The 14,087-nt window shown below is 71.2% G+C and carries 21 protein-coding genes; 15 read left to right on the top strand and 6 right to left on the bottom strand.

All coding sequences use genetic code 11. The features are described from left to right. Positions 1-78: 78 nt before the first annotated feature. Positions 79-1,410 carry a low temperature requirement protein A gene (locus tag ACNAVT_RS07370; RefSeq protein WP_416294049.1) on the top strand — a complete coding sequence of 444 codons (1,332 nt, stop codon included), beginning with the start codon at positions 79-81 and terminating at the stop codon, positions 1,408-1,410. Between the two features lie 61 nt (positions 1,411-1,471). Further along, positions 1,472-2,557, top strand: a complete 1,086-nt coding sequence (locus ACNAVT_RS07365) for a cellulose binding domain-containing protein (protein ID WP_416294048.1) — start codon at positions 1,472-1,474, stop codon at positions 2,555-2,557. 165 nt (positions 2,558-2,722) lie between these two features. On the opposite strand, the gene ACNAVT_RS07360 is transcribed toward ACNAVT_RS07365, so the two are convergent. Together ACNAVT_RS07360 and ACNAVT_RS07355 are read right to left on the bottom strand one after the other, a co-directional pair. Beyond that, complete coding sequence (locus tag ACNAVT_RS07360; RefSeq protein ID WP_416294046.1) at positions 2,723-3,532, bottom strand: SigB/SigF/SigG family RNA polymerase sigma factor; 810 nt, start codon at positions 3,530-3,532, stop codon at positions 2,723-2,725. Positions 3,533-3,656: 124 nt separating this feature from the next. After that, positions 3,657-4,292 (bottom strand): DedA family protein, encoded by a 636-nt coding sequence (locus tag ACNAVT_RS07355; protein WP_416294044.1) that lies wholly within the window; start codon positions 4,290-4,292, stop codon positions 3,657-3,659. Positions 4,293-4,501: 209 nt separating this feature from the next. Between ACNAVT_RS07355 and ACNAVT_RS07350 the strand changes: the two genes are divergently transcribed. Together ACNAVT_RS07350 and ACNAVT_RS07345 are read left to right on the top strand one after the other, a co-directional pair. Next, entirely contained in the window at positions 4,502-4,978 is a 477-nt protein-coding gene (locus tag ACNAVT_RS07350) for an ATP-binding protein (RefSeq protein ID WP_416294043.1), read from the top strand. Positions 4,979-4,985: 7 nt separating this feature from the next. Further along, positions 4,986-5,759 (top strand): HD domain-containing protein, encoded by a 774-nt coding sequence (locus ACNAVT_RS07345; RefSeq protein WP_416294041.1) that lies wholly within the window; start codon positions 4,986-4,988, stop codon positions 5,757-5,759. A 35-nt stretch (positions 5,760-5,794) separates the two neighbouring features. Here the strand turns inward: ACNAVT_RS07345 and ACNAVT_RS07340 are convergent, their stop codons facing one another. Then, positions 5,795-6,508, bottom strand: coding sequence for a restriction endonuclease (locus ACNAVT_RS07340; RefSeq protein WP_416294039.1), 714 nt, complete (start codon positions 6,506-6,508; stop codon positions 5,795-5,797). Positions 6,509-6,778: 270 nt separating this feature from the next. Between ACNAVT_RS07340 and ACNAVT_RS07335 the strand changes: the two genes are divergently transcribed. From ACNAVT_RS07335 to ACNAVT_RS07315, 5 genes are read left to right on the top strand one after another with little or no spacing between them, the layout of a single operon-like run. Further along, positions 6,779-7,078, top strand: a complete 300-nt coding sequence (locus tag ACNAVT_RS07335; RefSeq protein ID WP_416294037.1) for a hypothetical protein — start codon at positions 6,779-6,781, stop codon at positions 7,076-7,078. Positions 7,079-7,103: 25 nt separating this feature from the next. Beyond that, positions 7,104-7,832, top strand: coding sequence for a hypothetical protein (locus ACNAVT_RS07330; protein WP_416294035.1), 729 nt, complete (start codon positions 7,104-7,106; stop codon positions 7,830-7,832). A gap of 5 nt (positions 7,833-7,837) precedes the next feature. Further along, on the top strand, positions 7,838-8,266 hold the full coding sequence (locus ACNAVT_RS07325; RefSeq protein WP_416294034.1) for a YbaB/EbfC family nucleoid-associated protein: 429 nt from the start codon (positions 7,838-7,840) through the stop codon (positions 8,264-8,266). Further along, complete coding sequence (locus ACNAVT_RS07320) at positions 8,263-8,622, top strand: YbaB/EbfC family nucleoid-associated protein (protein ID WP_416294032.1); 360 nt, start codon at positions 8,263-8,265, stop codon at positions 8,620-8,622. The genes ACNAVT_RS07325 and ACNAVT_RS07320 overlap by 4 nt, the downstream gene beginning before the upstream one ends. Continuing rightward, positions 8,619-8,864 (top strand): hypothetical protein, encoded by a 246-nt coding sequence (locus ACNAVT_RS07315; protein ID WP_416294030.1) that lies wholly within the window; start codon positions 8,619-8,621, stop codon positions 8,862-8,864. Before ACNAVT_RS07320 ends, ACNAVT_RS07315 begins: the two co-directional genes overlap by 4 nt. Positions 8,865-8,888: 24 nt before the next feature. On the opposite strand, the gene ACNAVT_RS07310 is transcribed toward ACNAVT_RS07315, so the two are convergent. Next, a complete protein-coding gene (locus ACNAVT_RS07310; protein ID WP_416294029.1) occupies positions 8,889-9,509 on the bottom strand; it encodes a PadR family transcriptional regulator in 621 nt (206 codons plus the stop codon). A gap of 88 nt (positions 9,510-9,597) precedes the next feature. On the opposite strand from ACNAVT_RS07310, the gene ACNAVT_RS07305 reads away from it, so the two are divergent. Together ACNAVT_RS07305 and ACNAVT_RS07300 are read left to right on the top strand one after the other, a co-directional pair. Next, positions 9,598-10,389 (top strand): alpha/beta fold hydrolase, encoded by a 792-nt coding sequence (locus ACNAVT_RS07305; protein WP_416294027.1) that lies wholly within the window; start codon positions 9,598-9,600, stop codon positions 10,387-10,389. Next, complete coding sequence (locus tag ACNAVT_RS07300; RefSeq protein ID WP_416294026.1) at positions 10,374-11,186, top strand: PIG-L deacetylase family protein; 813 nt, start codon at positions 10,374-10,376, stop codon at positions 11,184-11,186. Before ACNAVT_RS07305 ends, ACNAVT_RS07300 begins: the two co-directional genes overlap by 16 nt. Positions 11,187-11,226: 40 nt before the next feature. On the opposite strand, the gene ACNAVT_RS07295 is transcribed toward ACNAVT_RS07300, so the two are convergent. After that, on the bottom strand, positions 11,227-12,159 hold the full coding sequence (locus tag ACNAVT_RS07295) for an HNH endonuclease (RefSeq protein ID WP_416294024.1): 933 nt from the start codon (positions 12,157-12,159) through the stop codon (positions 11,227-11,229). A gap of 72 nt (positions 12,160-12,231) precedes the next feature. Beyond that, positions 12,232-12,471 carry a winged helix-turn-helix domain-containing protein gene (locus ACNAVT_RS07290; protein WP_416294022.1) on the bottom strand — a complete coding sequence of 80 codons (240 nt, stop codon included), beginning with the start codon at positions 12,469-12,471 and terminating at the stop codon, positions 12,232-12,234. Positions 12,472-12,784: 313 nt separating this feature from the next. Here ACNAVT_RS07290 and ACNAVT_RS07285 point away from each other — a divergent pair, with 313 nt between their 5' ends. From ACNAVT_RS07285 to ACNAVT_RS07270, 4 genes are read left to right on the top strand one after another with little or no spacing between them, the layout of a single operon-like run. Then, the gene (locus ACNAVT_RS07285; protein ID WP_416294020.1) at positions 12,785-13,060 is read left to right on the top strand and encodes a DivIVA domain-containing protein; all 276 of its coding nucleotides are present in this window, start codon (positions 12,785-12,787) and stop codon (positions 13,058-13,060) included. A gap of 50 nt (positions 13,061-13,110) precedes the next feature. Beyond that, entirely contained in the window at positions 13,111-13,467 is a 357-nt protein-coding gene (locus ACNAVT_RS07280) for a hypothetical protein (RefSeq protein WP_416294019.1), read from the top strand. Then, entirely contained in the window at positions 13,442-13,651 is a 210-nt protein-coding gene (locus ACNAVT_RS07275) for a type II toxin-antitoxin system VapB family antitoxin (RefSeq protein ID WP_416294017.1), read from the top strand. Before ACNAVT_RS07280 ends, ACNAVT_RS07275 begins: the two co-directional genes overlap by 26 nt. Further along, complete coding sequence (locus ACNAVT_RS07270) at positions 13,648-14,067, top strand: PIN domain nuclease (RefSeq protein ID WP_416294015.1); 420 nt, start codon at positions 13,648-13,650, stop codon at positions 14,065-14,067. The genes ACNAVT_RS07275 and ACNAVT_RS07270 overlap by 4 nt, the downstream gene beginning before the upstream one ends. The last annotated feature ends 20 nt before the right edge of the window (positions 14,068-14,087 follow it).

The raw sequence follows: 14,087 nt of genomic DNA, 5'->3' as shown, positions 1-14,087 counted from the left end.
AGCAGGGGTGAGGGTCGGCCCAGGTGGGCGTGCGCCGATTCCGACCCGCGACCGGGCCGGCGCTGCGAGACTCGTGCGGTGAACGGCGACCGGAGGCGCGGCAAGCTGGGGCCGGCCATCCCGATCGCCCCGGCCGCCCGGGTGGACAAGTTCGAGGTCTTCTTCGACCTCGTCTTCGTCGTGTCGTTCTTCATCATCACCCGGGCCACCGCCGCCAACGTGACCGGGCTCCAACTGCTGCACGCCCTGCTGGTGCTCGCCGTGCTCTGGTGGTGCTGGGTGGTGCACAGCGTGGTCGCCAGCCGGCTCCGCCTCGGCGAGGGCTTCGTCCCGGCGCTGACGGTGGTCGGCATGATCGCGTTGTTCACCTTCGCGCTGGCCCTGCCGCAGACCTTCGGCGAGGGCCAGCGGAGCATCGGCGGCCCCATCCTTGTCACGATCAGCTACGTGGTGTTCCGCGCCGTGCACCTGATGCTGTTCGCGCACGCCACCCGGGGCCGGCCGCAGTCCCGCCGCCAACTGGTCCGGTTCCTCCCCGAAGTGGTGATCACGGCCCTCCTGCTGCTCACCGCGGCGTTGCTCCCGGCGGTGATCGCGGACCCGGACCTCGGGATGTGGCTCCGGGACGGGCTGTGGATCGCCGTCGTCGTCATCCAGTACGCCAGCGGGTTGCTGGGCCGCGCCGGGGGCTGGGAGATCACCTCCGCCGAGCACTGGACGGAGCGCTACGACCTGATCCTCATCATCGCGCTGGGCGAGTCGGTCATCTCCATCGGTGTCGGCGGCAACCTGCTCGGCAAGCCGGTGACCTGGTCGGCCGTTGTGGCGGCGATGCTGGGCATCCTCTTCACGGCGGCGCTGTGGTGGGCGCACTTCGACATGATCGGTCCGGCCGCCCGGATCGCACTGCACGCCGCCCAGGGCGCGCGGCGGGTGGCGATGGCCCGCGACGCGTACGCCTACCTCTACCTGCCGATGATCGCCGGGGTGATCCTGTTCGCGATCGGCGCGGAGGCACTGGTGCGTGAGATCACCGAGCCGACGGGCGGGGTGGCCGAGCGGGCACGCGCGCCGGCCGTACCGATGCTGTTCGGCGGAGTGATGATCTACCTGGCCACCGACATGGCGTTCCAACTACGCACCTTGGGGACCGTGACGTGGACGCGGGTCGCCGCGCTCGTCGCGCTCGCGGCCGGGCTCCCCTTCGGAGGACAACTGCCGGCGCTCGCGGCGCTCAGCCTGCTGACCGCCATCTGCGTCGCGCTGGTCGCCGTCGAGGTGGTGGTGCTGGCCGACTCCCGCGACGCCCTGCGCCGGGCCGTGTACGAGGAGAAGATCAGCCACGAGGCGCGCGAGGCCGCCTATCGCGCACGCTGGCGCAACGGCGGCCCGGAGCAGTCGGCGGAGTAGCGCGACGGTGGTGATCGCCCGTCCGTTAAGGATGGCGCACCCCGACCCGTAGAGTCTGCGCGTGATCGAGATCGACATCGCGGTCGACCTGTTCCACCCGTCCGACACGGTGTGGCGGGCGCTGACGGAGCGGGCGCTGCTCGCCAAGTGGTTCGCCGAGAGCGTGCCGGTGGCCGACGCGCCGGATCGGCTGCTGCTGCGTACGGCGGGGCTGCCCGGGTACGACGCCGACATCGAGGCGACGGTGGTCGAGCGGCGGGCGCCGGAGCTGCTCGTGCTCAACTGCCTCGAGGGTGCCCGGCGTACCCGGCTGAGCTGCCGCGTCGTCCCCACCGGCCACGGCTGCCGGTTGTCCGTTCGCGAGGCGCTGGAGCACGGCGACTGGGACGCGGCACAGCGCGATCGCCGAACGGAGCACCACCAGCACGCGGTGACCGTGCGGCTGCCGGCCATTCTCGACTGGGTGGCGTTCCAGCGGATCGACCTGCGACGCGCCGAGGGCGGGCTGACCGCCGAGCTACCTGTGGTCCGGTTGACCGGCGACGCCCGCTCCCGGACCGGACGCCGACGGGTGTGGGTGATCGGCGCGCTGGCGTGCCTCGCCCTCGCCCTGGCCGGCGGGCTGGCGTTCTGGGCGACCCGGCCGACACCACCGGCCCAGGACGCCGCGCCGCAGTCCGCTCCGCTGCGGCAGCCGGCCACCACCAGCCCTGCCCCCGGGAGCACCCCGTCGCGGTCGGCACCCTCCACCACCCGGAGCAGTGCCGCCCCGACCCCGACCCCAACCCCGACTGCCCCGCCCACCCGTACGCCCAGCGCGAGCCTCGCGCCGGCCACCGCGCTGACCGCCCGCTACCAGACCGTCTCGGACCGGGTGCTCGGCTACCGGGGCGAGGTGGTGGTCACCAATCCCGGCAGCGCGGCGAAGCAGGGCTGGGCGGTGATCGTGACGCTGGGCGAGGAGGCCACGATCAGCAAGGTCAGCGGGGCCGAGTGGCAGCAGGACGGGCGGGTCGTCACGTTCACCGGACCGGCCGTGCCCGCCGGGGGGTCGACGACGTTCCGATTCGACGTGCGGGATCGGGACATGCGCGCGAAGGCACCCGAGGGCTGCGCGGTCGAGGGCTCCCCGTGCTCGGTCGGATAGACCTCACCCCGGTCGGCCCGGAGTTCGCCGGGGCGCGGACGGGTTGAGCCGGGAACGCACCGCCACCGTGGGGAGCCGATGGCGGTGCGCAGGGACCCGGACGTTGCGGCGGCACCGCTCGCCGGACCGGAACCGGGAGCCGGGTCAGCCCGGTACGGGCGCGGATCAGACCTCGGCGAGCTGGCCGCGCAGCTTCGTCAGCGCTCGGGCGAGCAGCCGCGAGACGTGCATCTGCGACACCCCGATCCGGGTGGCGATCTCGCTCTGGGTCAGGTTGCCGTGGAACCGGAGGATGAGGATCTTCTGCTCCCGCTCGTCCAGCGTGGCCAGCGCCGGGCCGAGCGAGGCACGCAGCTCCGCCAGCTCGTACTCGTCGTCCTCGGCGCCGAGGGTGTCGCCCAGCTCGGTGGTGCTGTCGGCGGCACCGACCGGCGTGGACAGCGAGACGGCGTTGTAGGCGCGCGCGCCTTCCAGTCCCTCGAGGACCTCTTCCTCGGTGATGTCGAGGTGGCCCGCGATGTCGGCCACCGTGGGCGCCCGGTTGAGCGCCTGGGTGAGGGTGCTGTTCGCCTCGGAGATGCGCAGTCGCAGCTCCTGGAGGCGTCGCGGAACCCGGATGTTCCAGGTGCGGTCGCGGAAGTGCCGCTTGATCTCGCCGAGGATGGTCGGGATGGCGAAGCCTGCGAAGTCGACACCACGGGAGGCGTCGAACCGGTCCACCGCCTTGATCAGGCCGAGGGCCGCCGTCTGGGCCAGGTCGCCGGCCGGCTCGCCGCGGCCGCTGTAGCGGGCGGCGAGGTGGTTGGCCAGCGGCAGCCACGCCTCGATGACCTGGTGACGCAGGCCCGGCCGATCCGGGTGCCCCTCGGGCAGCGCGGACAGGGCGGCGATCAGCTCGCTGGCCCGGGTCTCCTCGCCGGTCACCGCCGAGCGGTGCACGTCGGTCGTCGTCGGCGCGATGGTCGTCGTTGTCATGCGGCCCTTCCTGTCCTGGGGAGAACGGGTGCCTCCCAGCACCGGTCGTGCCAGACACCATAGACCAAACGTCACCACCGAATCAACCGAACGGACGATGCTCATGAGTCCCATCAATTGCTAGTCAGGGACGTCCGGTCGGCGCCTCCCGCTCGCGGCGAGCGGCCCGGCGCGCCCGCAGGATCCGGACCAGCACCAACAGCACCACCAGCGCCAGCACCACCTCGCTGCCCCAGCCGAGCCGCCGCTCGATCAGCCGGTACGACGCGCCGGCCAGGTATCCGAGCACGGCCACCGTGACCGCCCAGAACGCCCCGCCCGCGATGTTCGCCACGGTGAAGGTCCCGCGCGGCATGCCGCTCATCCCCGCCAGCCCGGGCACGAGCGCGCGCAATGCCGCCACCCAGCGGCCGAACACCACCGCGACGGCGCCCCGGCGGCGGATCAGGTCCAGCGCTCGACGCACGTCTCGCGAGCGGACGAACCGGCGGGGCGCGCGGTCGAGCAGCCGTCGGCCGTACCGGCGGCCGACCAGGTAGCCGATCTGGTCGCCGAGCGCGGCCCCGACGATCGCCACCGCCGCCACGGCCCAGAGCGGCAGCCGCCCGTCGTGGGCGAACACGCCACCGATCAGCACCGCCACCTCCCCCGGTACGAACAGCCCGAGGAAGGTCGACGCCTCCAGCGCCGGGAGCAGGAACACCAGGACCAGGACCAGGGCCGGCGGCAGCGCCACCAGCAGGTTCGGCATCGGGTCCATCCGCCGATTGTCACCCGCGAGCCGGCGGGTCCGCCCGCGCTCACGCAGCTTGCGGCGGACCTGTCGCGTCCGGTGACCGGCAGCGGCTGGGACGAACCGCCGGGTCGGAGCGGGAAGCACGGGCTCACCGTGGAGAATGCGGTGACGACGGGCGGTGACAGCGACGGCGAGCGCCCCGGCCGGGAGGTGTGCGGGAGATGGAGGCAGGCGTGGAGGACGGGACAGCCACCGCCGAAGCCAGGACCCTCTTCACCGCCGCCGTGTCGGCCGACCCGGGGCAGCTCGCGCCCACCCGGGAGCGGCTGCGCGGCTGGCTGCACGGCCTCGGCGTGCCCGAGCCGGACGTCGAGACGGTGCTCATCGCCACCGGGGAGGCGTGCGCGAACGCCATCGAGCACGGCTACCGGTTCGCCGCCGGCGGGATCACCACGGTCCGGGCCGAGCTGCGCGACGACCGGCTGGAGATCGAGGTACGCGACCACGGCGGCTGGCGGGAGACCGCCGGAGCGGACGGCACCGACCGGGGCCGGGGGCTGTTGATCATGGCGCGGGTGATGGACGAGGCGACCGTCGTCGGCACCCCGGAGGGGACGACGGCACGGCTGGTCAAGCACCTCTCCGGCGGCGGCAGGCTGCCGTCGGGTGGCCGACGCCTGACCCCCGCCGCCGACGAAGATCAGCTATAAGGGACGCATGGAGTTCCCCGCGTACCTGGCGACCATGCCGATGCACGCGATCACCGAGATGCACGGCGAACCGGGCCTGTTGGCCCGGTTCCGGCTGGAGATCCAGGCGTTCGACGCCGCCGCGCGGCAACGGCTCACCGCGGCCCTCGACCTCGCCGCCGAACTGCATCGCGAGGACCGGCGGGTCCGCGAGCCGTACCTCAACCACCTGCTGCGGGTGGCGATCCGGATGATGCACCACTATCAGGTGCGGGACGTGGACGTGATCGTGGCGGGCCTGCTGCACGACGCGGTGGAGGACCACCCGGTGGAGCTGGCCGGCCCGTACGGCCTGCGACAACTCCAGCTCGGCGCGTCTGGCGCCGCGCAGCGACCCGGAGCCGTTGACGACGACCCGACGGCGGCGGCGCTGGCCGCGCTCGCCGACCGGTTCGGCCCGCGGGTCGCCCGGCTCGTCGGCGCGGTCACCAACCCGGCCTACGACCCGGGGCGCGACCGGCACGTCCAGTACCGGGAGCACGTCGCGGCGAGCCTGGACCGGGAGCCGTGGGCCCGGGTGATCAAGGTTTCGGACTTCACCGACAACGGGGTGGGCGTGATCCACACGGTCGGGCCGAAGGTGGCCCGCTCGGCCGCCAAATACCGGCCGCTGGTGCCGGTCTTCCGGGACCTCATCGCCCGGCCGGACACGCCGCTGTCCGCACCGGTGAAGCGGCACATCTTCGCCCAGCTCGACCTGGCCGAGGAGCGGTTCAGCGCGATCCTCGACCAGCCCAACTGAGCCGCGCCCGCCGCGGGCCGCGCGCCTGGTCGGAGTCAGGCCGTGGCGACCGGCGGACGGCCCGTCCAGGCCCACATCTCCAGCAACCGCCGGTCGACCAGGATGATCCCGAGCCGGCGGGCCAGGTGGACGCCGCCGCCGTTGGTGAAGAAGCCGTTGGTCACGATCATGCACAGCTCACCGCCGTGGATCTCCCGGCAGGTGCCCGCGAAGCGCTGGATCGCCGCGCTGCCCACCCGGTTGCGGCTGCTCTGCCGCTTGCACTGCACCACCACCCGGCGCCCGTCGGGCGCAACGGCCGTCACATCCGCGCCCCGGTCACCCGCACCGCCGACGACACGTACCTGCCGGAAGCCCGAGGTGACGAGAAGGCGGGCGAACCATCGCTCGAACTCCGCGCCGCTCATCGCGTCGGTCACCGCGATCAGCCGGTCCCGCTCGGCCTGCGCGGCCCGCTGGCGGCTCCGCTGCCGGGAAACGAGCGCCAGCACCGCCGCGATCGCCCCCACGACCAGGACCGCGAGGAACGCCGACCAGTACGGGTGCCGGCCGACGAAGTCGACGACCAGGACCACCAGCACCACCACCGCCAGGACCGCGAACAGGATCGTGAGGTCCAGACCCGACCTGCGGGATCCGGTACGCCGCCGAGCCGCCGACGCCCGCGCGGAGCCGGCGCGGCGGCGGGTGCGGTGGTGCGCCCGGGCCCGGGCACCGTTCTTCCTGGGGTGCGACCTGACGTACGGCATGGACACCTCCGGCGGCGGGAGGCCAGTCTCGCGCCCGGGTCCGACACTCAGCGGCACCGGCGTCGATACTGTCGGCTACCCGTCACACCGCCGCGGAGCCGTCAGGGCTCGCGCGTCCCGCTGCGTGTCGGCGATGCCGCAAGGGGGACTGTCCAATGTGGGGGTCCGCGCCCGCCTGCCGCGCCGGTGGTGCCCCACACAGGGCCGGCATCGCGGCTAAGGTTGGGCGACCGATGACGACCGGCCACGACCGCCCCCGGGAGTTGAGGCATGACATCGATCGAGACCGAAACGCTGAAGCGCGCGGGTCAGACGTTCAAGGACGATGCCGCGATGGCGTCCGAAAAGCTCGTCGCCCAGCTCGAGACCATGACCATGCCCCAGGAGGCGTTCCCCGTCTTCGCCTGGAACCTGACCGGCGACTACGAGACCCTGCGGCAGGGAGCGCTCGACGTCAGCCGCGCGCTGTTCCAGTCCCTCGACGCCATCGGCCAGGCGCTGTCGAACATCGCCACCCACTACGAGCAGCAGGAACAGGTGCGGACCGAGAACTTCACCTACCGGAACTGAGACGGAAAGGGCAAGGGGAACCAGCGTGGGCGACTCCTCCCTCTACAACGCGGGCAAATACGGCGACGGGCAGACCACCCAGGATCTGTGGGTGCTCGTGGGTGTGCTCGGCACGGCGTTGGCTGCCTGCGTGCTGCCCACCGTCGGTGGGCCGGCGGTGGTCGCCGGGATCACCGTGGTGACCGAGCTGAACGTCCGCTCGCCCGATCCCTGGGATCGGGGCGCGGACTCCTGGAACGATGTCAGCGATCTCTTCACGCAGATCAAGAACCGGGCGGTCCAACTCAGCTCGGACGTCGACGGCCTGTGGGCGGATCGAGGCGCCGAAGCCTTCAAGGGGTTCATGGAGGGGCACATCGAGCCCGCGCTGCAAGCCCTGAGCACTGCTGCCACCGCCATGAAGAGCATGTGCAACAGCATGTGGTGGTCGCTGGTCACCGTGCTCACCGGCTACATCACTCTCACCGCCGGCGCTCTCGTCGCCTGCGGGGTCGCCTACGCGTCCGGCCCCTTCACCCCCGCCGTGCAGTGGGCGATCATCGGCGCGTGGGCAGCCGCCGCTGTCGCCGCCATCGGCGTCTTCATCACCTTCGCCCAGGGCCTCTGGGCCTCCGGCGAGAGCATCAACGACGCGCTCAGTGAACTCACCAACATGTTCGAGGAGAAGGCCGGCCGGCTCAACACCGAGACGCTCACACTTCCCCAGCAGATCCAGGTGCGCATCTCCGAGCCGACCAACTGGGCCAAGGAGTGACACCGATGAGCAGCCTCGACGACTTTCAGGCCGCGGTCCGCGACGCGGAACGCTTCGCCTTCAACCAGCAGGCACTGCAGCAGGTGGCGGATCAGATCCAGGTGATGACGGCGCGCATCCAGGAGGTCACCAGCGCCGAGGTCGAGGGCACTGACGACAGTGGCCTGGTCACCGCCACCGTCAGCGGCGGCGCACTGCGGGCGGTCGCCATCAGCGCGCACGCGATCCGCAACCTGTCCGGACAGGAACTCGGACAGGCCTGCCTGCAGGCGGTTCAGGACGCACGCCGGCGCGGCGGTGAACTGGTCGCCGAAGAGATGTCAGCCATGTTCCCTGACCTGCCCGCGCCGAGAGACACCGACCGCGAAGACTCCTCGTACGATGTCACGCAGGCCGCCGACGTGCTCGGCCGCGCGGCGCGGGAGGTGCGATGAACCTGGCCGACCAGATCCGGCGTGAGCTGTCCCAGGCGCTGGAGGCCACCGCAGCGCACTCCCTGCGTGCTCCGCACGAGCGCTACGAGGCGACCTCTGCCGACGGCGCCGTCACCGCGGTGGTGTCCGGCACCCGCGAGCTCCAATCCATCGTCTTCAGTCCGCGGGCCACCCGCGACATCGACAATCACACGCTCGGCGAGGACGTGGTCGAGGCGGTCCTTGCCGCCGAACGCCTCGCCACCGACGCACAGCAGTCGGCGCTCGGCCACCTGACGGTCAACGGGCGGCGGATCAGCGACTTCGCGAGCGACCCGCAGGCGTTCGTGCCACGGATCGAGGACTTCCGGCGGTGACCATGCGACGAGAGCGGCCCAGAATCCTCTTCATCCTCGGGATCCAACTGATCGCGACGGTCGCGGTGGGCCTGATCGGCGTGCTGATCTGGCGGCTCAGCTCGACCGATCGACCCTCCGGCGCATTCTTCGTCGGCTTCGCACTCGCGCTCATCCTGTTGCTGGCGCTGCTCGCACCGATCGCGATCTACCGGGGACGCAGCCGCAGGGCGCGCACCGCCCCTGACGACGAACACCGCTGAGGCCACCACGGCCGGCCCGGGTCATCACTCGCGGCGTTGCCTGCCCGCCAGTTCGTCGAGCAGCCGAATGGAGTCCCAGGTGCCGGGGTCCGTCGTGCTGTTCCACTGCGTGACCTGCTTCCTGGCCCAGCGCGCCCAGCGCAGCACCGCGTTCTCCTGCTCGTATTGCAGCCGCAGCCCGATGGCGCTCAGGTGTGCCCGCTGCGGGAAGGGCACCGGTCGCGTCGCGGCCATCGCTGCCAGCGCAGCGAGTCGGCCGGTCGCCTCGTCCTCGATCCGGTCCAGCGTGGCGAGCAGCTGGTCCGGTGACCCCGCGTCGGCGAAGAAGACCTTCACCATGCCCTCGAACTCGATGCTGCGCGGCGCCGGCGGCTCGCTCAGCCACTCCGCGAGGGCCACGCGCCCCTGTGGGGTGATGCGGTAGACGGTCCTTCCCCGTTGGCCCGTCTGCTCTCTGGTCGCTGTCGCCAGGCCCTGCTCGACCAGCCGCTTCGGCTCGTCGTACAGCTTGCGCTCCGCGCGTGGCCAGAACCAGTTGAGGCTGCGCTTGACCTGCTTGGCGAGCTCGTACGTCGTCCAGTCGCGGACCGCGAGCAGGCCCAGCAGCGCGTACGAGGTGGTCGTCCTGGCTCCAGTCGTGGTCATGACAGCAACGTTGACATACTGCCCTGGGCAGTGTCGACTCATCCCGTCGATTACTGCAAAGGGCAGTATCGGGAGGAGAGGGATCACGATGACCGTCGCAGACCCGGCCCGGGTCGCGTACGACGACCTCGGCAACGGCGGACCGGCGCTGTTGTTCCTGCCCGGCTGGTGCGGCGACCGCACCGTGTTCGACCCGCTGCTGCCGCGGGTGGCCCGGCACCGCCGGGCGATCTCCATGGACCTGCGCGACCACGGCGAGTCCGAGCGCACCGCGGCGGACTTCGGCGCCGACGAGGTGGTGGCGGACGCGATCGCCCTGCTGGAGCGAACCGGCGTCGAACAGGTGGTGCCGGTCGGGCTTTCCCACGCCGGCTGGGCGGCGATCGAGCTGCGCTGGCGTCTCGGTGCCGACCGGGTTCCGGCGATCGTGCTGCTCGACTGGATGGTGCTGGGTCCGCCGCCCGGATTCCTCGACGCGCTCGCGGGCCTGCAACAACCGCAGGCGTGGGAGCAGGTGCGGTCCGCGTTGTTCGGCATGTGGACGACCGGAATCGACGTGGCGTCGCTGCACGACTACATCGCCGGCATGGCCGCGTACGGCTTCCGCCACTGGCGGCGCGCGGGCCGCGAGATCTCCGCCGCGTTCGCCGCAGAGGGCGCCCCGCTCGCCGCGCTGGAGCGGCTCGACGCGCCCTGCCCGACGCTGCACCTCTACGCGCAGCCCGCCGACGACGGCGTGCTCGCGGCGCAACGCGCGTACGGCGCCGAGCACCCGTGGTTCCGCGCGCACCGACTCGCGGCCCGCAGCCACTTCCCCATGTTCGAGGTGCCCGACGAGGTCGCCACAGCCATCGAGGACTTCCTGTGCACGGTCCGGTGATCGGCGCCGGTGAGCCACCACGGCTGATGGTCGTGGTGGCGCACCCGGACGACGAGACGTTCGCCTGCGGATCGTTGCTGCTGCACGCGGCGGCCTCGGGGGCCACGACCGCGGTGTGCTGCGCGACGCGGGGCGAGGCCGGCGAGCGGGCGCCCGGCAGCGGCGTCACCAAGCAGGAGCTCCCGGCCGTACGCGAGCGGGAGCTGCGCGCCGCGGCCAGGCTGCTGCAGGTGTCGCGGGTGGACATGCTCGACTTCGCCGACTCCGGCATGTCCGGGCCGGCCGGGCCGGACACCCTGGCCGGCGCCGCGTTCGCCGACGTACGCGACCGGGTCCGGGAATGCCTCGAGGACTTCCAGCCGCACGTGCTCGTCACCCTCGACGCCGGCGACGGACACCGGGACCACGTCCGGATCCGGGACGCGACCCTGGCCGCCGCCCAGCAGGCCCGATGGCGGGTGGCGCGGGTCTACCTGCACTGCCTCCCACAAGCCCTCATGCGCCGCTGGCTCGAACACCTCGCCCGGGAACACCCGGCCTCGCAGCACCTCGAGGCGGACGTGCCCGGCACCCCGGAAGAGCTCATCACCACGGTCGTGGACACCCGGCGGTACCTGGCCGAGCGGGAACAGGCGATCGCGGCGCACGCGTCGCAGATCTCGCCGTACGACGGGCTGCCCGCCGACCTCCGGCTCGCCTTCCTCACCACGGAGCACCTCCGGCGGGTCGTACCCGCCTGGAACGGCGGGGACCGCGAACGGGACGTGTTCTCCCAGGTGGCCGGCGCCGCTCGGTAAGGACTGCGCATCTAGCACCCCGCGAGCACACAGCACAGGATCAGGCGGCCTTGAAGACCGTGCCCAGGTGCCACTCGAGGAACTCGGCGTTGGGCCTGTCGACCCGCCGCTCCGGCAACGCGATGACTTCACCGGCCTTGGCGTAGAACTGGTCGCCGTTGCCGAATTCGCTGCGCAGTCGAGGGCTGACCATCAACCGGTACTTCGGGTCCACGCCCAGGTATCCCCGATCGAAGAGGATGTGGACGTCCGACTTGAGCAGCAGACCATTGTCGATGCGGTGCTCCCCGCCCTGCGGAAGCGGCCGGATGTGAGCCGCCTGCAGCACCGGCTGGACCTTGTTGCCGGTAATGGCGCACCGCCGCCCGTAGGCGCCCAGCACCACGGCCTTGAACGACTGCTGCCCGAGGCGCTGCGGCACGAGCCGCGGGTCACCGTACGCCGGCCCGGGCCGATGCCAGGGCTCGCGGAGGTCCAAGTCGACGGTCACGCCAAGGAGGCGGTGCAGCAGAAGGTCGAAGTACCCGGCCACCGGCCGGTCGGCGAGGTCATACGTCTTGCCCTGTACCACATTGGACGCGAAGCCCGGAGGCGGATCGACCGTCGAATCATCAGGGAAGAAGACGCTGTCCCGGACGAAGATGCAGCCGATGACCGGATCTTCGTCCAAGCCGATCGGTTGCTTGCGATACCGGCCGACGCTGCGGCGCATCTCATCGAGGTTTGCGACGCCATTTCCCTCACCGAACAGCTCCCACGCTTCGGAAATCCTCAACTGGGTGAAGCCGCTGAAGAAGCCACCTCCGACCACCCGGTTGAGGGGGTAGTGCGCCTTGAAGAAGAAGGGCTCACCGGGCGTGAGGGCACGGAAGCCACCGCCGGAAGGCCGCCAGAAGTTGACCTCCGTCAAGCCGGGACGCGCGGCCAGAAATCGGAACCACTTCTCGTCCGTCACGCCGACGAAGGTCTTCACACCGGCAAGCGTGCACCCGACTTGATCTCCTCGCCACCCCCAAACGGTCGACGCCTCGGCCAAGCATCCGCGTCAGGGCTCCCGCATCCAGGTCTTCGGGTCCGTGATGAAGATGCCCTTGCCCTGGTGCCGCCGGATGACGCGCAGCGCTTCCAACCGGACATAGACCATTTGGATGGTCGATGAGCTGACCCCGAAGCGGTCAGCCATCTCCGCGATCGACGGCAGCTTGTCCCCCGGCTGGATCTTGCCGCCGTGCAGGTCATTGATGATCTCGTCGGAGATCCGAATGTAGTCCGGTGTCTGTGGCATGGCACTCCTCGCGTGGCACGCCAATTTGATCACGACACGCAGTGACCAGACAACCGAGCGTTGCCTTTCGCAACTTAGGCATATATGGTTGCCGCGAGTCGGTCCTCGCGTGGCAACGGGTTCGGCTCATCCCCCTGGTCGGGGCGGGTGCGCGCGCCCGTCCCGACCCACCGGACTGCTCCGCTGTCGTACCGCTGAACGAGCTGCGGCGGCGGAGCGGGCGGGTCGCCCGCGGCCGGCGTGTGGACGGCCCGCCCATCCAGACCCACCGCACGAACCCTCAGCGCTCCCGCCTGCCCCGGAAAGGATTGTCGTGGCCCAGGTGTATCGAGGTGGCCAGCTCTACGGGACCGGCCAGCCGGCCCGGTTGACCCCGCACGAGGTGCGGACGCGCACGTTCGACGCGCGGCGTCGCGGCGCCGATCCCGACCAGGTACGCGAGTTCCAGGCCCAGGTCGCCGACGAACTGACCGACCTGCACCGGCAGGTACGCCTGCTCAGCGAGGAGAACGATCGGCTCAAGCGGGCGCTGCGCGACTGGCAGACCATGCACGCCCGGGAGTGCCAGCCCAACGAGGGCCACTGGTAGCGGCGCGGCCCGAGCCCGGTGACCTGCTGCGGATCGACGGTCGCGCCTCGATGCGGTTCGCCGGCGACCGCGCCCTGACCATCCGCGTCGTCTCGGTCTGCGACCGCCCGACCTACGCCGGCTGGGTCTGGCTGACCGGATACGTCATCAAGCGCCGCGGCAACGCGACCGCCAGGCGCGAGATCTACGTCCAGCTCGCCGGCCTCCACCGCGCCACCATCACCCGGCTCCGAGCGGCTCCCGCCCTTGTGATTACCGGCATGACCAGGGCGACCGCCGAGCATCTCGCGAAACCCCGCCGCCGGCGAGCAGTGATATCAACTATGAGGATTCTTGATATCCTCGGCGCTGACTCGCTGCCAGCAGAAAGGGGTCCGTACCATGTCGCGAACGATCCTGGACGTTGACGACGACCTCCTCGCGGAAGCATCGAAGATCCTGGGCACCACAACCAAGAAGGCAACGGTCAACGCGGCACTTGAGGCGGTGGTCAACCGGGAGAAGCGGCGCCAGTTCGCCGACTGGCTCAAGACCGGTGGGCTTCCCGACCTGACTGGCGGAACGGGCACGGCCAAGTCGGACGCGGCGTGAGCCGAGAGCTCTACCTCCTCGACAAGTCCGCGCTCGCCCGCTGGCCCAAGCCGACGGTCGCCTCCGTGCTCGACGAGTTGTCCGACAGGGGGCTGCTCGCGGTGTGCGGAGCGGTGGAGATCGAGGTGATCCATAGCGCCCGCACTGCCAAGGATGCGCAGCGCGCGCGTTGGCTGCTCGGCGGGTTCGAGTGGCTCGCCATGCCCGACGAGATCTGGGACCGGGCGATCGACCTCCAGGTCCAAGCGCTGCACAAGGGCAACCACCGGGCGCTGTCGATGGCGGACCTGCTGATCGCCGCCACCGCCGAACGCCACAGCGCCACCGTGCTGCACTACGACGGCGACTTCGACATGATCACGGCGATCACCGGCCAACCAACCGCCTGGGTGGTGCCTGCCGGCTCGGCTGACTGATCGGCACCGTCAGCCCAGAA

This window comes from Micromonospora sp. SL4-19, from assembly GCF_047921475.1.
GTDB lineage: Bacteria > Actinomycetota > Actinomycetes > Mycobacteriales > Micromonosporaceae > Micromonospora.
Note: the sequence above shows the minus strand (reverse complement) of the source record. Positions and strands in the feature narration are given on the sequence as shown.